The following is a 16,323-nucleotide window of genomic DNA, read 5'->3' on the forward strand; positions in this document are numbered from 1 at the left end:
TCAAGCGCCGGCCGCCGCCAGCGCCTCCTCCGGCGCCATGCCATTATGAATAACGAATTTGAAGGCGCGCGCGGCCATGGTCGTATCGCCGTGACCCCAGAGGTTGCGGCCGACGACCGCGCCCTTGGCGCCGGCGCGCAATGCTTCCGATGTCTGGACGAGCGCGCCGAGCAGCGTATCGGTCTTCGGGCCGCCGGCAATCACCACCGGGATCGGGCAAGTGGCGACGGTCTCGCGGAAAGATTCGAAATCCCCGGTGTAGCCGACCTTGATCACGTCGACGCCGGCTTCGAAACCGATGCGCACCGCATAGGCGATTTCATCCGGGGTGAACACGATCTTGCCGCCGTCGGAGAAATCACGGGGATAGACATGGGCGACGACCGGCATTTCGAAGCGGGCGGCAGCGTTGACCGTGTCGGTCAGCCAGCGGATATATTCTCCTTCGGTGGCGCCGCGCACCGGAATGGCGACGGCCAGTGCGTCCGCACCATAGCGCACCGCGTCTTCCGGGGTGGCGATGAGCTGGCGAATCCGATCGTCGGCGGTGAAGCAGCCGCCCTGAATGACGAGGGCTGCCTTTCCGGCATAGTCCGACCAGAGGTGGCGCGCCGCGCCGGGCTGGATGCTGATGTAGTCGGGGCCTCCCGCCATGACGCGTCTGAGCGCGCCCGGCAGATCGGCAAGACCGCCCTCGCGAACATTGCCATAACCGACAAAATGGTCGACCGCGCCCCCAAACAAATGCCCCGAGGGGTTCGAGAACAGGCGTGCGAGGCGGACTTTCGTTCCGAGTCCCATGGCGATGCTTCCTTTGCGATTGCGGCGTCGAAAATGCCGGCGGCGTTGTTGAGAAAACCCTAACTCGAAAACAAACAAATGTTCAATATTTCGAATTCTTTCGTTTTCACGCGGAAAGAGAATTTTTGACGTGCATTTTTTGCTACTGAAGGCTATTTATGCAGCATAAGCCGCAGCATCAGGCGGCTGTCTTTCGTTTTTCAAAAGTCGCCTTATCACAACGAGGCGCGCCGCAGCCGGGATCGAACATGCTTGCAGAACAGAGGCGGCAGCAGATCATGCTGGAACTTCAACGGGTCGGTCAGGCCCGCACCCGCCAGCTCGCGGAATTCTTCGAGGTTTCGGAAGTCACGATCCGCTCCGATCTCGAAATCATGGACGCGAAGAAGCAGCTGATCAAAACGCATGGCGGAGCAATCGCCCTGCCGTCCGACTCGCCGGCCGCAGCCTTCGAGGAGCGCATGCAGCGCAATTTCGATGCGAAGCGGCGCATTGCCCAGGTGGCCGCGCGGCAGATCATCGACAACCAGTCGATCGTCTTCGACAGCGGCTCGACGCTGCTGCAGGTGGCCATGCAGATGCCGCCGGTCAACAACGTCGTGGTGGCGACGACGGCGATGAACATCGCCCAGCATCTGATGTACCGGCCGGGGCTCGACGTCCACATGATCGGCGGCCGGGTGTTTCCCAGCACCGTCAGCACGATCGTCTCGGATTCCGACAAGGCGGTCGGCGGGCTCGTCGCCCACCAGGCCTTCGTCAGCGCCCATGCGATCGATCAGGCCTTTGACGTCGTCGATGTCTCCGAGGATATCGCGCGCACCAAGCGCAACCTGGTTCGCATGGCCCGGCGCGTCGTGCTGGTGGCGGATTCGAGCAAGTTCGATATCGGTGCCTCCTCGAAAGCCTTCTCGCTGTCGCGCGTCGACCTGATCATCACCGACAGCAACATGCCGCACAGCATCCGCCACCGGCTGGACAAACTCGGCGTGGAGGTCCGTTACGCGTGATCTTCAGCCTCTCTCTTCACGGGAGAAGCGAGCCGGGAGAGGCTTTGCCGCGGCTCTATGGCGCTCGGCGCCAGGGGACGAGATCGGCTAAAACCCCAGTCGTCGAAGCGTCTCGCGATTCTTGCCAACGGCGGCGGCAGGATCGGTTCCGGCATGGTCCGACTCTTCCTCCACCACGATCCAGCCGGTAAATTCCGGCGCCGCCCGAACGGCCGAAATCACGGCAGGCACGTCGCAGACGCCTTCGCCGAGCATCGCCCAGATCCCGCCGGCGCCGACATCCTTCAGATGCACGTAGCGTATACGGTCCCGGTAGGCCGAAAGCGTGTCGCCGATCTCCTGGCCGCCCCGCAGGATATGGCCGGTATCCGGCACCCAACCCACGCGTGGATCCAGGAGAGCAAACAGCCGGTCATAATCGGCCCTGGTGAAGAGCAGCGTATTGTGGTGCGAGGAAGGGTGGACGGCGACGGCGACACCAGCCGACCGTCCGATCTCGGTCGCGCGATTATAGCACTCCGCCGCAATGGCGAACTTCTCCTCGCGCGGCCCATCCGAAACGACCGTGGCCGACCCCATTGAGACCATCGCACCGGGAAAATTCGCCACGAAATCCACCCATCGCCGGGCCGTCTCCAGATCGGAGGCGATATTTTCCGTCACCGTGAAACCGCTGGCGGAGCCGAAGGCAAAGGAAACCAGCGTCAAACCGGCCTCCGCAAGCGTCCGGGCAAAGTCGACAGGCTTAAGCGCGTAGTGACCGATCATCGTGTCGGTGATTTCGAGACCGGCATATCCGCCGTCGGCGATGGCGCGCACCAGATCGTCCGGCCCGCCGCTCCACCTCTTGCCCAGCATTTCCCAGGTGAAAGTCTGGCAGCCGATCTTCAGCGCAGCATCGTTCATAACTTGGTCCTGACCTATTCGTTGGTGACAGCCGAAATCGAAGGAGATCCACGCAGGCGATCATCGCGGCAATACGAAGGGCTTTGAATTGCGACGCTTCCCAACGTCTTGTCATTTCGTAGGGGAAAATGTTAGCGTGCGTCAACATAATTTATTGCTCGCGAATTCAACGTTTATCCGCGGCTCTCCGCGCACGGAACGGCAAGGTCAGGTTCTTCAATGGCACAGACACTCAGGATCGGCGTTGTCGGATGCGGCAGCATTTCGCTCGCCTATATGCGCAACGCGCCGCTGTTTCGCGGCGTCGAAATCACCGCCTGTGCGGATCTCAACGCAGACGCCGCCAAGCGCCGTGCAGCCGAGTTCAATCTGCGGATAGCCGAGGTCGACGCCCTCATCGACGACAGGAATATCGACCTGATCCTCAACCTGACGATTCCGGCCGCGCATTTCGACGTCTCGATGCGGGCGCTGTCGGCGGGCAAACATGTCTTCACCGAAAAGCCGATCGGCGTCACGGCCGCGGAAGGCCGCCTGCTGGTGGGCGCGGCTGCCGAAAACGGTCTCATGCTCGGTTCGGCCCCGGACACCTTCCTGGGGGCAGCCGGACGCCATGCCCGGCGGCAGATGGAAGCCGGCGCCATCGGCAGGCCGGTAACGGGAACGGCCTTCATGATGGGCCGCGGCATGGAGCATTGGCATCCGGACCCCAGCTTCTACTACCAGGCCGGCGCAGGCCCGGTGATGGACATGGGCCCCTATTACCTGACGATGATGGTCAATCTGATGGGGCCGATCCGCCGGGTGCAAGCCGTCGCCACAAGCGGGCAGGAAGAGCGGCTCATCACCGCCGAAGGGCCGAAACAGGGCACCACGTTCAAAGTCGGCACACCGACCAACGTGCTTTCGCTGCTGGAATTTAATTGCGGCGCCACGGTTACCTTCGGCGCCTCCTGGGACGTCTTTCGCCATTCCAACCACCCGATCGAACTGCATGGCACCGAAGGATCGCTGCGCCTGCCCGACCCCGACAATTTCGGCGGCCGCATCGCGCTCTCCAACCGTGGCGCGCCCTGGGAGGAAACCGATACGTCAGGCGCACTCTTCGGTGCCGTCAACTGGCCGATCGCGGCACCGGACCGCGCCAATTATCGCATGCTTGGCCTTGCCGACCTCGCCCGCGCCATCATCGAAGGCCGGACGCCACGTGCTTCAGGGGATCTCGCGCTGCATGTGCTCGATGTCATGGAAGCAATCCTGCGGGCAGGTGAAACCGGTGTCGCCCAGACCATTCCGAATACTGTCGCCCAGCCGAGCGAATTGGGGGAAGACGAAGCAAGGAGCCTGCTTGCATGACGCAGATGGATGAATCCGCAAGACGCGCACTGGCATGGCCGGGCGATCCGCAGGAGCCGGTGGAAAACTGCACTCCGGCGCTGGCGCGGCAACAATATCTGGACGGTTTCGCAGACATCCAGTGGCCGCTCGAGGATGTGGCCGAGATGTCGGAGAGGCATGCCGGCGCAATCCGGGTGAAGATATGGCGCGGCCGCACCGCGCCGGGCCAAGCAGCTCCGGCCTTGCTTTATCTCCATGGCGGCGGCTTTGTGATCGGCGCGCCGGAAACCCATGAGGATATCTGCCGGACGCTTGCCAATATGATTGGCGCCGTGGTGATCTCGCCCGACTATCGCCTCGCCCCGGAACATCCCTTTCCGGCAGCGATCGAAGATTGCGCAGCCACGCTCTTCTGGATGAGGGATCAGGCTGACGCCCTCGGCATCGATCCGGCACGAATCGTCGTTGGCGGCGATAGCGCCGGCGGAAATCTCGCCGCCGTCATCGCCCTTTTGGCGAGGGACGGAGAGGTGCCTGATGTCATCGGGCAGGTGCTGATCTATCCGGTGACCGACCAGTTGCAGGCAAGCGACAGCTACATGCGGTACGCCGAGGATTTCGGCCTGACGGCAGCGGCGATGCGATGGTTCCGGGATCACTATCTGCCGGTGACGGCAAGCCGCTCCGACTGGCGGGCCTCGCCGCTTCGCGCGGCATCACTCGCCGGCGTGGCGCCGGCCTTCGTGATCCTTGCCGGCCACGACGTGCTGTTCGACGAAGGCGCGCTTTATGCCGAGCGGCTCAATTCGGAAGCGCGGGCGACAAGCCGGACCTGGCCCGGACAGATCCACGGCTTCGTCTCGAAGAGACGGGCCATTCCCGAGGCGCAGGAGGCGCTCGAAGCCATTGCAGTGGCATGGCGCGCCATGGACCCTGCACTGGCGCGGTGAAGCCACGCCCCACGATGCTCTCACGCCGAGTCGCGCATCACCAGTGTTGCTTCCAGGATCACCCTGTTCGTTGAAGGCGTCGTACCCTCGTCTTCGCTTTCGATATGCGCCAGCAAAAGCTCCACGGACTTTGCCGCGATCTCCGGCGCGTTCTGCGCCATCGTCGTCAGCGACGGGCAGGTATATCGGCTGAGCGGATGGTCGTCGTGCCCGGCGATGCGCACGTCGCAGCCGTCGCCACGACCGATTTTCAGGCCGGAAGCGAAGGCCGCCGCCATGGCGCCAAAGGCGAAGCGGTCGTTGGCGCAAAGAAGGGTTTTGCCCGGCAGGCCGCCACGCGCAAGAATTCTCTGCATCTGCTCGTATCCCAAGCGCTCGAACTCCCAGGACGGCGGTGCGTCGCAGTCGATGACCATCGGCGCATGCCCTTCCCTTGCCATCGTCGCACGATAGCTCGCCTGCCGCTCGCCGGCGTTTTCCGTCAGATGCGGAATTTCCAGGAATATCGGCGGCTCACCGGACCGGCAGAGATATTGCACGATCGCTGCCATGCTTTGGGCGTTGTCGTTGCCGACATAAGGAAGATCGCCGCTGGCCGGATTGTCGAAGCAGACGACGGGGATGGCGTCCTTCAGTCTTTCCAGCGCGGAGCGGCGCGAGCCGGCCCCGAGCGGCGCCACGATCGCACCGGCAACCTTCAGCGAGAGCAAAGTTCGCACCGCCTCCGCCTCAAGCTCCGGCCGCGTGTGCGACGAGATCTGAAACGGCCAGAATCCCTTGTCGCGCAACTCTAGTTCGATCAGCGACACCACCTGCACATAAAAGGGATCCGACATGGTCGGGACCAGGATCCCGATATTCCGGGTCCGTTTGCGATTGAGATGCCGGGCGAACAGGTTCGGCTCGAAATTCGACTTCTTGAGAGCCGCCTCGATACGCTTGCGGGTTACCTCCTTGATCTGCGAGGGATCATCGAAATATTTCGACAGCGTCGGACGCGACACGCCGGAGGCGGCCGCGAAATCGTCCATCGATTTATAACTCTTCTTGGCCATTCAGTTCCTTAACCGACAGGGGCGATCACGCTGGATCGAATTGATAATCGCATTGGCGGCACTGCCTTTCGAAAAACGAAATTTTCGTCTTCATCCGCCAGTTCCTCGTCTCCACTGGGCCGCTGTAAAGCCGCTCGTTTCGGGCCAGAACCGAGAGTTTTGCAACGAAGGCGACCGTCGTGAGGCCTTTCAGTTTGTTGGGCAAACTTTCATTTGTTTACGAAAGTAAAGAAAAAATGCATCACAAGCAACACAAATGCTGCGAAAAAACCTCAGCGCCTCAGATGAATAATACATTTTAATATCAAATAGTTATCACTCAGTACATCGCCCATGCTGGCGTCACTTTTTTCCCACATCGCAGTTCTTCATTGACAGACAGGTGCCTCCGGGAACCTACTTTGCCTACGGTCTTGAGGAGGATCGATCAACTGAAAATCTATGGGAGGCACAGATGAATATCAGAAAATTCAGCGTGACGATGCGGGCTGCCGTGGCCGTGTGGGCGCTTTGCGCCAGCTCGGCATTTGCCGACACCACCATCGAGTTCATTCAATGGTGGGAACCCGAAATGCCCTCCGGTGCACTGCGCGGCATCATGAACGATTTCGAGGCGGCAAATCCCGGCATCAAGGTGACGCTCGTCAGCGGTCCCTATGCCACGACCCGTGACCAGATCGTCGTCGGCGCCGCCTCCGGGACCTTGAGCGACGTCGTCGGCCTGGACGGCGCCTGGGTCAACGGCCTCTCCAAGCAGGGCGCGATCGCTTCCATGGACGAACTGATGGAGAAGGCGAAATACGACAAGAGCCAGATCACCGATATCGTCAAGGTCGACGGCAAGAGCGTGATGTTCCCGCTGGCATCCTTCGTCTATCCCGTCTTCGTCAACCTTGATATTGCCAAGGCGTCTGGTGTCGACAAGCTGCCGGCCACGCGCACGGAATTCGCCGACGCCGCCAAGAAGATGACAGACGCGTCAAAGAATCAGTATGGCTGGGTTTTGCCACTATCGCTGCAGTCTCCGAGCGGTATCCAGAACGACGTCATGTCCTGGGTCTGGGCCTCCGGTGCCTCGATGATGAAGGACGGCAAGCCTGACCTCGAAAATGACGCCGTCGTCGGCACGCTCGACTATCTGGCTTCCCTCAACAAGCAAGGCGTTATTTCTCCCGGCATTTTCGCCAAGAAGGAGCAGGACAAGGTCGAGGAATTCGTCAACGGCCGCGTCGGCATGATGGTCGATTCCCTGGCACATGTGAACCTCATCCGCGAGCGCAATCCGAAGCTCAAATTCGGCATCTCCGCCTTGCCGGCCACCGACGGCTATACCGGCAAACGCGGCATGCCCTATGCGTCATGGGGCATCGGCATCAGCGAGGGCAGCAAGCATAAGGAAGAAGCCTGGAAACTGGTGGAATATCTGATGAGCCCCGACGTCAACGGCCGCCTGGTGTCGATTGCCAATGCCTTCCCCGGCAATGTCCATGCCAAGCCGGACTTCGTGGCATCGGACCCGATCTTCGCCGAAGCTTTCAAAATCTTCCAGAGCGGCTATCCTGCCAACGAATTCGTCGGCCTTCCGGTTGCCGAAGAGCTGATGCGCGACATGAACGTCGAAGTTCAGAAGATGTTCGATGGCGGTCAGTCGGCCAAGGACGCGGCTGCCAATACCGAGAAAGCCTGGCTCGCGAAGTTCTGATGCATGTCGCCCGGAAATGCGCAGCGGCGCTCCGGGATAACGACATGCATAAAACAAAGGACCAAAGCACATAGCTTTCACGAAATCGCCGGCAGCGCGACGCGGCGCTGCCGGCGTAAGTCGTCAATCTCGGCAGAATGGGAAGTCACAGCTCATGAATCATTCCGCTCCGGCTCTGGTCGCTGCGCAAGTCAACGCGCGGAAGAAAAGATGGCTTCGTTACAGCACCTTGAGGAAACTGGTGCCGTATTTCTACGTGTCGCCGGCGACCTTTTTGCTGGTTCTGCTGATGCTGTTCCCCATGGTGATGGTCTTCAAATATTCACTGATGGACGGCGCCATCATGAAAAAGGACGCTGCATTCGCCGGCGTCCAGAATTACCTGACCATCTTCGAAAATCCGGTCTTCTGGCAATCGGTCGGCCAGACGATGTATTTCACGATCATGAGCGTCGTCTTCCACTTCATCATCGGTCTCGCCTTCGCGCTCCTGTTGAACACCAACCGCGTCGATCCGCTGATCAGGAGCATCCTGCGTGTGCTCTTCATCCTGCCGTGGCTGTTCACGGCCGTCATCATAGCCATCATCTGGCGCCTGCTGCTCGACCCGAACGGCGTCGTCAACAGCGTGCTGATGGCGCTCCATATCATCAATTTCAAGATCGAGTGGTTCTCCTCGACCCACACCGCCATTCATGCCCTAACCTTTGCAAACATCTGGGCGGGTTATCCGCTCTACATGGTCAGCCTGCTCGCCGGCCTCCAGGGCATTTCGAAGGAGCTTTACGAGGCGGCCGGGATCGACGGCGCCAATGAATTGGAAAAATTCTGGTACATCACCATTCCACAGCTGATGCCGATCATTATCAGCATCGCGCTTCTCGACTTCATCTGGACGATGCAGGTTTTTCCGCTCGTCTGGATGACGACGGGCGGCGGCCCGATCTACTCGACGGAGGTTCTGTCCACCTTCACCTACAAGCTCGCCTTCTCCCAGTATGAATTTTCGCTGGCTTCGGCGAGTGCGATGATCATCCTCATCATTTCGATGAGCGTCACCTACTTCTACATCAAACACCAGCAGCGCAGGTGACCGCCATGGCAAAGCGTTCCTTCAAAAGCTCGACCCTGCCGACCATCCTGACCTATCTCGGGCTGGCGGTCGGCCTCGTCTTTTCGACCTTTCCGATCGTCTGGATGTTTTTCAGCTCGCTGAAATCGAACACGGAAATCTTCGCCCTTCCGCCGCGGCTTCTGCCGCAGGATTTCACCGTGGCCGCCTATCTGACGATCTTCAACGATCCGGTGAAGGTGCGGTTCTTCATCAACAGCTACTTCGTCGCCGGCGTCGTCACCTGCCTGACCCTCGTCATCGCCATCCTGACCGCCTACGGCTTCAGCCGCTATTCGTTCCGCTTCAAGAACACCTTGAACATCTTCATCATCAGCACCCAGACCGTTCCACCGATCACGCTTCTCATCCCCTATTTCGGCATGGTCGTTGCCTTCAGGATCTTCGACACCTATCTGGCCCTGATCCTCACCTACATGGTCTTCACACTGCCTTATGCAGTCCTGCTGATGACGGGCTATCTCAACACCTTGCCGAAAGAGCTGGATGAGGCCGTGCTTGTCGATGGCGGCTCGAGCTGGACAGCGCTTTGGCGTGTCATCGTGCCCGTCTCCATCCCCGGGATCGTCGCCACTGCGGTCTACACGTTTCTGCTGGCGTGGAACGAATTCCTCTTCGCCCTGACGCTGACAAAGTCGATGGATCTCAGAACCGTTCCGATCGGCATCCAGCTGCTGATGGGCCAGCACGCCTTTGAGTGGAATGAAATGATGGCGATGAGCGTGCTCGGCTCCCTCCCCCTGCTGGTGCTGTACCTGGTTGCCCAACGCTATTTCCTGGCGGGCATGACCGCCGGCTCGGTCAAAAGCTGAGGGAGGACCAATTCGTCTTAGGCGTTGATGTCCGCCACGGCTTATTGCGAAGCTTCGCCGACCGCGTGCAGGATCGAGCGGGCAATATCGGCAAAGCCAAGTCCGGCGGGCTGCGAGGAGACCCACTTCGGCGCGAATTGCAGGTGCGGTAGGACCGGGATGATGTTGTTGACCCCGAAGGAATTGCGGATAAAGCCGAACATCGGCGCATCGTTTCGAGAGTCGCCGACGAAGGCGGTCACGGTGGGCGTCTCAGTCGGGTCGACACCAAACAGGCCGGTTAGAACCCGCTCGCTCATCGATCTCTTGTTGTAGTCGCCGATCCAGGTGTTGATGTGGATGGAGCTGATCGCCACCGTTCCGCCCATAGCTCTGATGCTGGACGCCAGATCTTCGACCTCGTGCGGATCGTGACCCTGTATGTCGATTGCGACATCCGCCAGCCGGAAGACCTGGTCGTGGGCGATCCTGAACGGCCCGCGCTTTTGCGTGATCAGCGCTTTGATCGCCTGCAGGTGCCGGCGTTGGCGCTCGCCCTGCAGGACGCCATCCTCCCAATAATCGAAGACGACGTCGCCATCCCGGCGGGTGACGCAATATGCGCCGCTTTCGCCGATGACGGCGGCCACCGGCCAGGCGCGGACGATATGTTCGCACCAGCCGGCTGAGCCGCCCGTGACCGGCACGACGGCAATGCCGGCCCGACTGAGATCCCACAGAGCCTCATAGGTCTGCGGCAGAAGTTTGCCCTCTGTCGTCAGCGTATCGTCGATGTCGGTGAACAGGTAGCGCACGTCCTGTAGCTCCCGCGCCGATGGCGCCAGGTCCACGTAGCTCATGTCGTCTCCTCGCTGCATGTCACCACGTCCAACCCGCTTTCGGCGAGGGCATTGGCGGCCGACGCTTCGCCGGGCAGCCGATCCGTGTAGAAACGGGTGAGTTTGCTGAACGGCGCAACCCGCACGGAGGCGGTGCGCGTCCACTTGCTGACGTCTGCGGCGAGAATCTGCGTTTGTGAATTTTCAAGAAGCGCGTTGGTGATCTGGGCTTCGCTGTAGCTGAAATCCATCAGGCCGGTGAGCGGGCTCAGAGCGCCTGCGCCGACCACGGCGTGGGTTGCATAGAATTTTTCGACGAACCGGATCACATCCGTGCCGACCACGTCGCGGTCATCGTGTCGCAAAAGACCCCCGGTCAAATGGACCTCGACACTCGGGGCGTCGCACAGGCTCAAGGCGACATGGATGTTGTTGGTGATCACCGTCAGACCCTGGTGATCGCGCAACGCGTCGGCAACGAATTGCACCGTACTGCCGATGCCGAGAAACACGGTCGCCTCCGCCCCGATGTCGGCGGCGACGCGTTTTGCGATAAGCCGCTTGGCCCGCCGGTTGAGCTGGGCGCGGGCATTGAGCGAGATGTTGCTGCCCTCGACCGGCAGGTCGACGCCGCCATGGAAGCGGCGCGCATGCCCCAGATCGCATAAGGCATTGATATCGCGCCGAATGGTCTGCGTCGTCAGATCGTATCGACGTGCCAGCTCCTCGATGTACTGAACACCTTCGATCTCGATCAGCGCAAGGATTTCGCGTTGTCGGCTCGATATGATCCGCTGCCCCATCGCCGCTCCTTAGGTGAGGTAGACACTGGGGTCGTCTGTTATCACGCCGGTCAAACCCGCGTCCCAGAAAGATGCGAGCCGCCTTGGGTCGTTGCAGGTCCACGCCCGCACCTTGATGCCGCAACGAACGGCCTCTTCGAGAAACCCGATACTGAGAGCCTTATAGTCAAGATGGATGGTCGTTGCCGGGATCGACCGAAGGATATCCAGCCAATCCGCGGGCACCTTGCTCCACAGCATGGCGAGCTCGTAACTTGGATCGAGCGCATGCATTCCTTTCAGCGCAGCCGCATCAAAGCTCGAGATCATGATCCTGGTGTGCGGCGCCCGTGCCTTCAGATGCTGATCGACGACATTGACCAGCTGGTCGAGCGATTTGTGATGGGCATGCTGCTTGATCTCGACATTGGCGTTGAGGCCAAATTCGCCGAGGGCCGAGACGACCCGCGCCAGCGTCGGCAGCGGTTCGCCCTTGAACTGCGGGCCGAACCATTCGCCGGCGTCGATGGCCTTGAGATCCGACGCCGTGAGGTCGGCAAGATTTCCCTTTGACGACGAGCAGCGATCGATTGAAACATCGTGGATCACCGCCGGGGTGCCATCGCCAAGAAGGGCAACGTCGAGTTCGACCCATTCCGCGCCTTGTTCGGCGGCTGCCCGAAAGGCAGCAATGGTATTTTCGGGCGCCACGGCAGAGGCGCCCCGATGCGCCTGAATTTCACTGCGTGGCGGGCCGGATCGCGGCTCTACGGTCGTCATCGTCTCATCTCTTTCGTCGTCTTCTGCTGGATGAAGAAATAAAAATCCCGCGTCAATCCGTGCGTTTTCCGGTATTGCTGTTAAAAGGGTGCATCGCATCAACACGGGCGAAAACGTCGATATTCGCATTCTCGGCAAAGTCCGGCCGGCCCGGCACCGTCAGGACGACTGTCCGCTGGCTCTCACCCAACCGCACATGCAGATGGCTTTCTCCGCCGATCGGCTCGAGCAGCTCGACCGTCGCATTCAGGCGAACCGTCGGCTCCGCCGGCTCGGTGACGAGCAACGCGTCGGGGCGAAGGCCGACCATGTCGGTGCCGGCGGGCAATGCCAGGGTACCTGCCCTGTCGGCGGCCCTGAGCACGTCGACCGGCACAAGGTTCATAGGCGGCGAGCCGATGAAGCTGGCGACAAACAAACTCGCCGGTCGATCGTAGACCGCCACCGGCGTGCCGACCTGTTCGACGAGGCCTCCGTTCATCACCACCAGCCGGTCCGCAAGGGTCATCGCTTCAAGCTGGTCGTGGGTGACGTAGATGCTGGTGGTCTTCAGACGCCGTTGCAGCCGGCGAATTTCGACGCGCATCTGCACCCGCAATTTGGCATCGAGATTGGAGAGCGGCTCGTCGAACAGAAAGGCGGCCGGCTCGCGGACGATGGCGCGTCCCATCGCCACACGCTGGCGCTGTCCTCCGGAGAGTTCGCGCGGCTTGCGATCCAACATCGGTCCGATTTCCAGGATCTCGGCGGCCTCCGCCACGCGGCGGTTGATTTCCGCCCGTTCGGTGCCGCGGTTTTTCAAACCATATTCGAGATTTCCGCGCACGGTCATATGTGGATAAAGCGCATAGTTTTGGAAGACCATCGCAATGTCGCGGTCGGCCGGCTCCGCCTTGTTGACATTGCGGCCGGCAATCTCGACATCGCCTTCGCTGATCGTTTCCAGCCCGGCGACCATGCGAAGCAGGGTTGACTTTCCACAGCCGGAGGGGCCGACGAGCACGATCAGTTCGCCGTCTGCAACCGACAGGTTAATGCCTTTGACAGCCGGAACGGCACCATAGTTCTTCTTGACGTCGATGATATTGATCGTGGCCATTTCATTTCTCCGTTTCGACCAGGCCTTTGACAAAAAGGCGTTGCATGGCGACGATGACGAGGACGGGTGGCAGGGCGGCCAGAATGACCGCTGCCATCACGAGGTTCCAGCGCGGCTCGGCATCGGCAACCGCTGCCATGCGCTGAATTCCCATGACGACGGTATAGAAGCTCTGGTCGGTGGTGATGATGAGTGGCCAGAGATACTGGTTCCAGCCGAGCACGAACAGGATGATGAACAGGGCGGCGATATTGGTGATCGACAGCGGCAGCAGAATATCGCGGAAGAACTTCATCGGCCCTGCCCCGTCGACACGCGCGGCCTCCATCAACTCGTCAGGCACCGTCAGAAAGAACTGGCGAAACAGGAAGGTCGCCGTTGCCGAGGCGATCAGCGGAATGATGAGGCCGCCGTAATTGTTCAGCATTCCGAGGTCGGCGACGACCTTGTAGGTCGGCACGATACGCACCTCGACCGGCAGCATCAGCGTGATGAAGATCATCCAGAATGCCAGGGTCCGGAACGGAAACCGGAAATAGACGATGGCAAAGGCCGAAAGGATCGAGATGGCGATCTTCCCGACGGCGACGCCGACCGCCATGATCAGCGAGTTGATCATCATCGGCCCGATCGGCGGCGCTCCCGAGCTTGTCATCCCCGACGACAGCATCGTCGAATAGTTCTCGATGATGTGGCTTCCCGGGGTCAGCGGCACGACGCCCGACAAAAAGTCATTGGGCCCGTGGCTCGATGCGATGAAAGCGACGTAAACGGGAAACACCACGATCGTGACACCGAGGATCAGCACAAGATGGGCCAGGAAATTCAGAAAAGGGCGATTTTCAACCATCCTTGGGCTCCCTCAATATTGCACGCGGCGTTCGATGAAGCGGAACTGCACCGCCGTCAGGGCGACGACGATCACCATCAGAATGACGGACTGCGCCGCCGACGAGCCCAGATTCAGACCGATGAAACCGTCGAAATAGACCTTGTAGACCAGGATCTCGGTTGCGCGCGCCGGCCCGCCCTGGGTGGTGGCATGAACGATGCCGAACGTATCGAACATCGCGTAAACGATATTGATGACGATCAGATAGAAGGTCGTCGGCGAGATCAGCGGGAAGACGATCGTCCAGAAACGCTTGGTAGGTCCGGCCCCATCGATGGCGCCGGCTTCCTGAAGCGAGCGCGGCACGGATTGCAGCGCAGCCAGGAAAAACAGGAAGTTATAGGATATCTGTTTCCAGGTGGCGGCGATCACGATCAGGATCATCGCGTCGTTGGGATTGATCAGATGGTTCCAATCGACGCCCATCGACCGCAGCATATAGGCGACGATGCCGATCGACGGATTGAACATGAACCACCAGAGAATACCGGCAATCGCCGGGGCGACGGCATAGGGCCAAATCAGCAGGGTCGAATAAATTCGGGAGGTGCGGAGCACGCGCATTGCCGCGGCCGCTAGGAGCAGCGCGATCGACGTCGACAGCACCGTCACCAGAATGGCGAAGATCAGCGTGTGGCCGAAGGCATTGATATAGATCGGATCGGCAAAAAGCCGCCGGTAGTTTTCGAACCAGACGAAGTTCGTTTTGAAGCCGAAGGCATCCTCGCGCAGGAAGGATTGCCAGAAGGCCGTTGCCGCAGGCCAGAGAAAAAATACCACGGTCACGAAAATCTGGGGGGCAATGAGCAGGTAAGGCAAAAGCTTGTTGGGAAATACGGTCCGTTTGGTTTGCATGAGCCCTCACACTGACGGATGGGAAACGGGGGCCGGTCTTTCGCCAGCCCCCGTCGCGGTGTCCATTAGTTGGCGGACTCGAAATCGCGAAGCTGTTCGTTGCCGCGTGCGACGACTGAATCGACCGCTTCCTTCGCCGTCTTCTTTCCACCCAGCAAAGCGGCAAACTCATCGTCGATGATGCCGCGCACCTGGACGTAATTGCCGAAGCGGATGCCCTTGGAATTGTCGGTGGGCGTCACCCGCGTCAGCTGTTTGATGCCGATGTCGGCGCCGGGGTTTTTCTCATAATAGCCCTGGTCCTGGCCGAGCTTATAGGCAGCTTCGGTGATCGGCAGGTATCCGGAAAACTGATGCCAGTCGGCCTGAACTTCCGGCTTCTGCAGGTAGGTGAAGAATTTCGCCACACCCTTATATTCCTCTTCCGGACGACCTTTCAGCGTCCAGAGGGTGGCGCCGCCGATGATCGAATTGAGCGGCTGCTTGATGACGTCATCGTAGAAGGGAAGTGGCGCAAAACCGACTTTGAAGCCTTTGGCGTTGTTGATGACGCCGGCCCGGCCGGCCGACGAGTTCATATACATCGCGCATTCCTGCGAATAGAACATCGGAGGCGCGTTGTCGCCGCCGACAGGCCCGCCGAATTTGAACAGACCTTCCTCCTGCCACTTCTTCAAATTGTCCCAATGGCGGATCGTCAGATCGTTGTTGAAGGTGAATTCGGCGTCCAGGCCGCCAAAGCCGTTGGCCTTGGTGGAATAGGGCTTGTCATGCAGGGCATTGAGATTTTCGGTCTGGATCCAGGAGATCCAGGCGCTGGTGAAGCCGCATTTGGCCGCACCCGATTTCATGATGGTCCGCGAGAAGGATTCCACCTCCGCCCATGTTTTCGGCGGCGTTTCCGGATCGAGCCCGGCCTTCTTGAAGACGTCCTTGTTGTAATACATGATCGGCGTCGAGGAATTGAAGGGCAGCGATAGGACATTGCCGCTGGTGTCCGAGTAATAACCGACGACCGGCGCGATGAATTTGCTCTGGTCCCAGGCCTCGCCTTCGTCTTTCATCAGCTGGTAAACCGGATAGACCGCACCCTGTGCGGCCATCATCGTGCCGGTGCCGACTTCATAGACCTGGACGATTGCCGGCTGCTGCTTGGCACGAAACGCAGCGATCGCGCCGGTCAGCGTCTCGTCATAGGTCCCCTTATAGACCGGGACGATCTCATAATCGGACTGAGATGCGTTGAAGCCTTTGGCGATCTGTTCAAGCTTCGCGCCATTCTCGCCGCCCATCGCATGCCACCACTGGATCTTCGTGGCGGCCATGGCCGGGACGGATAAGGACAGGCTGGTCAATCCTGCGGACAGGAAAAAAGCGATCTTGTTCATCTT

16 protein-coding genes are annotated in these 16,323 nt (G+C 60.2%); 6 read left to right on the top strand and 10 right to left on the bottom strand.

What is annotated here, in order from left to right; translation table 11 throughout:
• A complete protein-coding gene (locus AMK05_RS31085; protein WP_064844122.1) occupies positions 1–801 on the bottom strand; it encodes a class I fructose-bisphosphate aldolase in 801 nt (266 codons plus the stop codon).
• A 248-nt stretch (positions 802–1,049) separates the two neighbouring features.
• On the opposite strand from AMK05_RS31085, the gene AMK05_RS31090 reads away from it, so the two are divergent.
• Entirely contained in the window at positions 1,050–1,811 is a 762-nt protein-coding gene (locus AMK05_RS31090) for a DeoR/GlpR family DNA-binding transcription regulator (protein ID WP_064844978.1), read from the top strand.
• A gap of 87 nt (positions 1,812–1,898) precedes the next feature.
• On the opposite strand, the gene AMK05_RS31095 is transcribed toward AMK05_RS31090, so the two are convergent.
• The gene (locus AMK05_RS31095) at positions 1,899–2,717 is read right to left on the bottom strand and encodes a sugar phosphate isomerase/epimerase family protein (RefSeq protein ID WP_064844125.1); all 819 of its coding nucleotides are present in this window, start codon (positions 2,715–2,717) and stop codon (positions 1,899–1,901) included.
• Between the two features lie 219 nt (positions 2,718–2,936).
• Between AMK05_RS31095 and AMK05_RS31100 the strand changes: the two genes are divergently transcribed.
• Positions 2,937–4,073, top strand: a complete 1,137-nt coding sequence (locus AMK05_RS31100) for a Gfo/Idh/MocA family protein (protein ID WP_064844127.1) — start codon at positions 2,937–2,939, stop codon at positions 4,071–4,073.
• Positions 4,070–5,005: an alpha/beta hydrolase gene (locus tag AMK05_RS31105; protein WP_064844130.1), complete on the top strand. Its 936-nt coding sequence runs from the start codon at positions 4,070–4,072 to the stop codon at positions 5,003–5,005. Before AMK05_RS31100 ends, AMK05_RS31105 begins: the two co-directional genes overlap by 4 nt.
• Before the next feature lie 20 nt (positions 5,006–5,025).
• Here the strand turns inward: AMK05_RS31105 and AMK05_RS31110 are convergent, their stop codons facing one another.
• Complete coding sequence (locus AMK05_RS31110) at positions 5,026–6,060, bottom strand: LacI family DNA-binding transcriptional regulator (RefSeq protein WP_064844132.1); 1,035 nt, start codon at positions 6,058–6,060, stop codon at positions 5,026–5,028.
• Between the two features lie 454 nt (positions 6,061–6,514).
• Between AMK05_RS31110 and AMK05_RS31120 the strand changes: the two genes are divergently transcribed.
• The 3 genes from AMK05_RS31120 to AMK05_RS31130 all read left to right on the top strand — a co-directional run bounded on the left by AMK05_RS31120 (position 6,515) and on the right by AMK05_RS31130 (position 9,706).
• On the top strand, positions 6,515–7,762 hold the full coding sequence (locus AMK05_RS31120; protein WP_064844137.1) for an ABC transporter substrate-binding protein: 1,248 nt from the start codon (positions 6,515–6,517) through the stop codon (positions 7,760–7,762).
• Between the two features lie 154 nt (positions 7,763–7,916).
• Positions 7,917–8,855, top strand: a complete 939-nt coding sequence (locus tag AMK05_RS31125; protein WP_064844140.1) for a carbohydrate ABC transporter permease — start codon at positions 7,917–7,919, stop codon at positions 8,853–8,855.
• Positions 8,856–8,860: 5 nt separating this feature from the next.
• A complete protein-coding gene (locus AMK05_RS31130) occupies positions 8,861–9,706 on the top strand; it encodes a carbohydrate ABC transporter permease (RefSeq protein ID WP_064844142.1) in 846 nt (281 codons plus the stop codon).
• A 41-nt stretch (positions 9,707–9,747) separates the two neighbouring features.
• Here the strand turns inward: AMK05_RS31130 and AMK05_RS31135 are convergent, their stop codons facing one another.
• The 7 genes from AMK05_RS31135 to ugpB form a co-directional block, all read right to left on the bottom strand.
• Complete coding sequence (locus AMK05_RS31135) at positions 9,748–10,545, bottom strand: HAD-IIB family hydrolase (RefSeq protein ID WP_064844144.1); 798 nt, start codon at positions 10,543–10,545, stop codon at positions 9,748–9,750.
• Complete coding sequence (locus AMK05_RS31140) at positions 10,542–11,327, bottom strand: DeoR/GlpR family DNA-binding transcription regulator (RefSeq protein WP_064844146.1); 786 nt, start codon at positions 11,325–11,327, stop codon at positions 10,542–10,544. The genes AMK05_RS31135 and AMK05_RS31140 overlap by 4 nt, the downstream gene beginning before the upstream one ends.
• Positions 11,328–11,336: 9 nt before the next feature.
• Positions 11,337–12,086: a glycerophosphoryl diester phosphodiesterase gene (locus AMK05_RS31145; protein WP_064844149.1), complete on the bottom strand. Its 750-nt coding sequence runs from the start codon at positions 12,084–12,086 to the stop codon at positions 11,337–11,339.
• A gap of 52 nt (positions 12,087–12,138) precedes the next feature.
• Entirely contained in the window at positions 12,139–13,185 is a 1,047-nt protein-coding gene (locus tag AMK05_RS31150) for a sn-glycerol-3-phosphate import ATP-binding protein UgpC (protein WP_064844152.1), read from the bottom strand.
• A gap of 1 nt (position 13,186) precedes the next feature.
• Positions 13,187–14,035 (bottom strand): sn-glycerol-3-phosphate ABC transporter permease UgpE, encoded by an 849-nt coding sequence (gene ugpE, locus AMK05_RS31155; RefSeq protein WP_064844154.1) that lies wholly within the window; start codon positions 14,033–14,035, stop codon positions 13,187–13,189.
• A 12-nt stretch (positions 14,036–14,047) separates the two neighbouring features.
• Positions 14,048–14,932 carry a sn-glycerol-3-phosphate ABC transporter permease UgpA gene (ugpA, locus tag AMK05_RS31160; RefSeq protein WP_049731103.1) on the bottom strand — a complete coding sequence of 295 codons (885 nt, stop codon included), beginning with the start codon at positions 14,930–14,932 and terminating at the stop codon, positions 14,048–14,050.
• A gap of 65 nt (positions 14,933–14,997) precedes the next feature.
• Positions 14,998–16,320, bottom strand: coding sequence for a sn-glycerol-3-phosphate ABC transporter substrate-binding protein UgpB (ugpB, locus tag AMK05_RS31165; protein WP_064844980.1), 1,323 nt, complete (start codon positions 16,318–16,320; stop codon positions 14,998–15,000).
• Positions 16,321–16,323: the final 3 nt, after the last annotated feature.

It is taken from the genome of Rhizobium sp. N324 (assembly GCF_001664485.1).
In the GTDB taxonomy this organism is placed as follows: domain Bacteria; phylum Pseudomonadota; class Alphaproteobacteria; order Rhizobiales; family Rhizobiaceae; genus Rhizobium.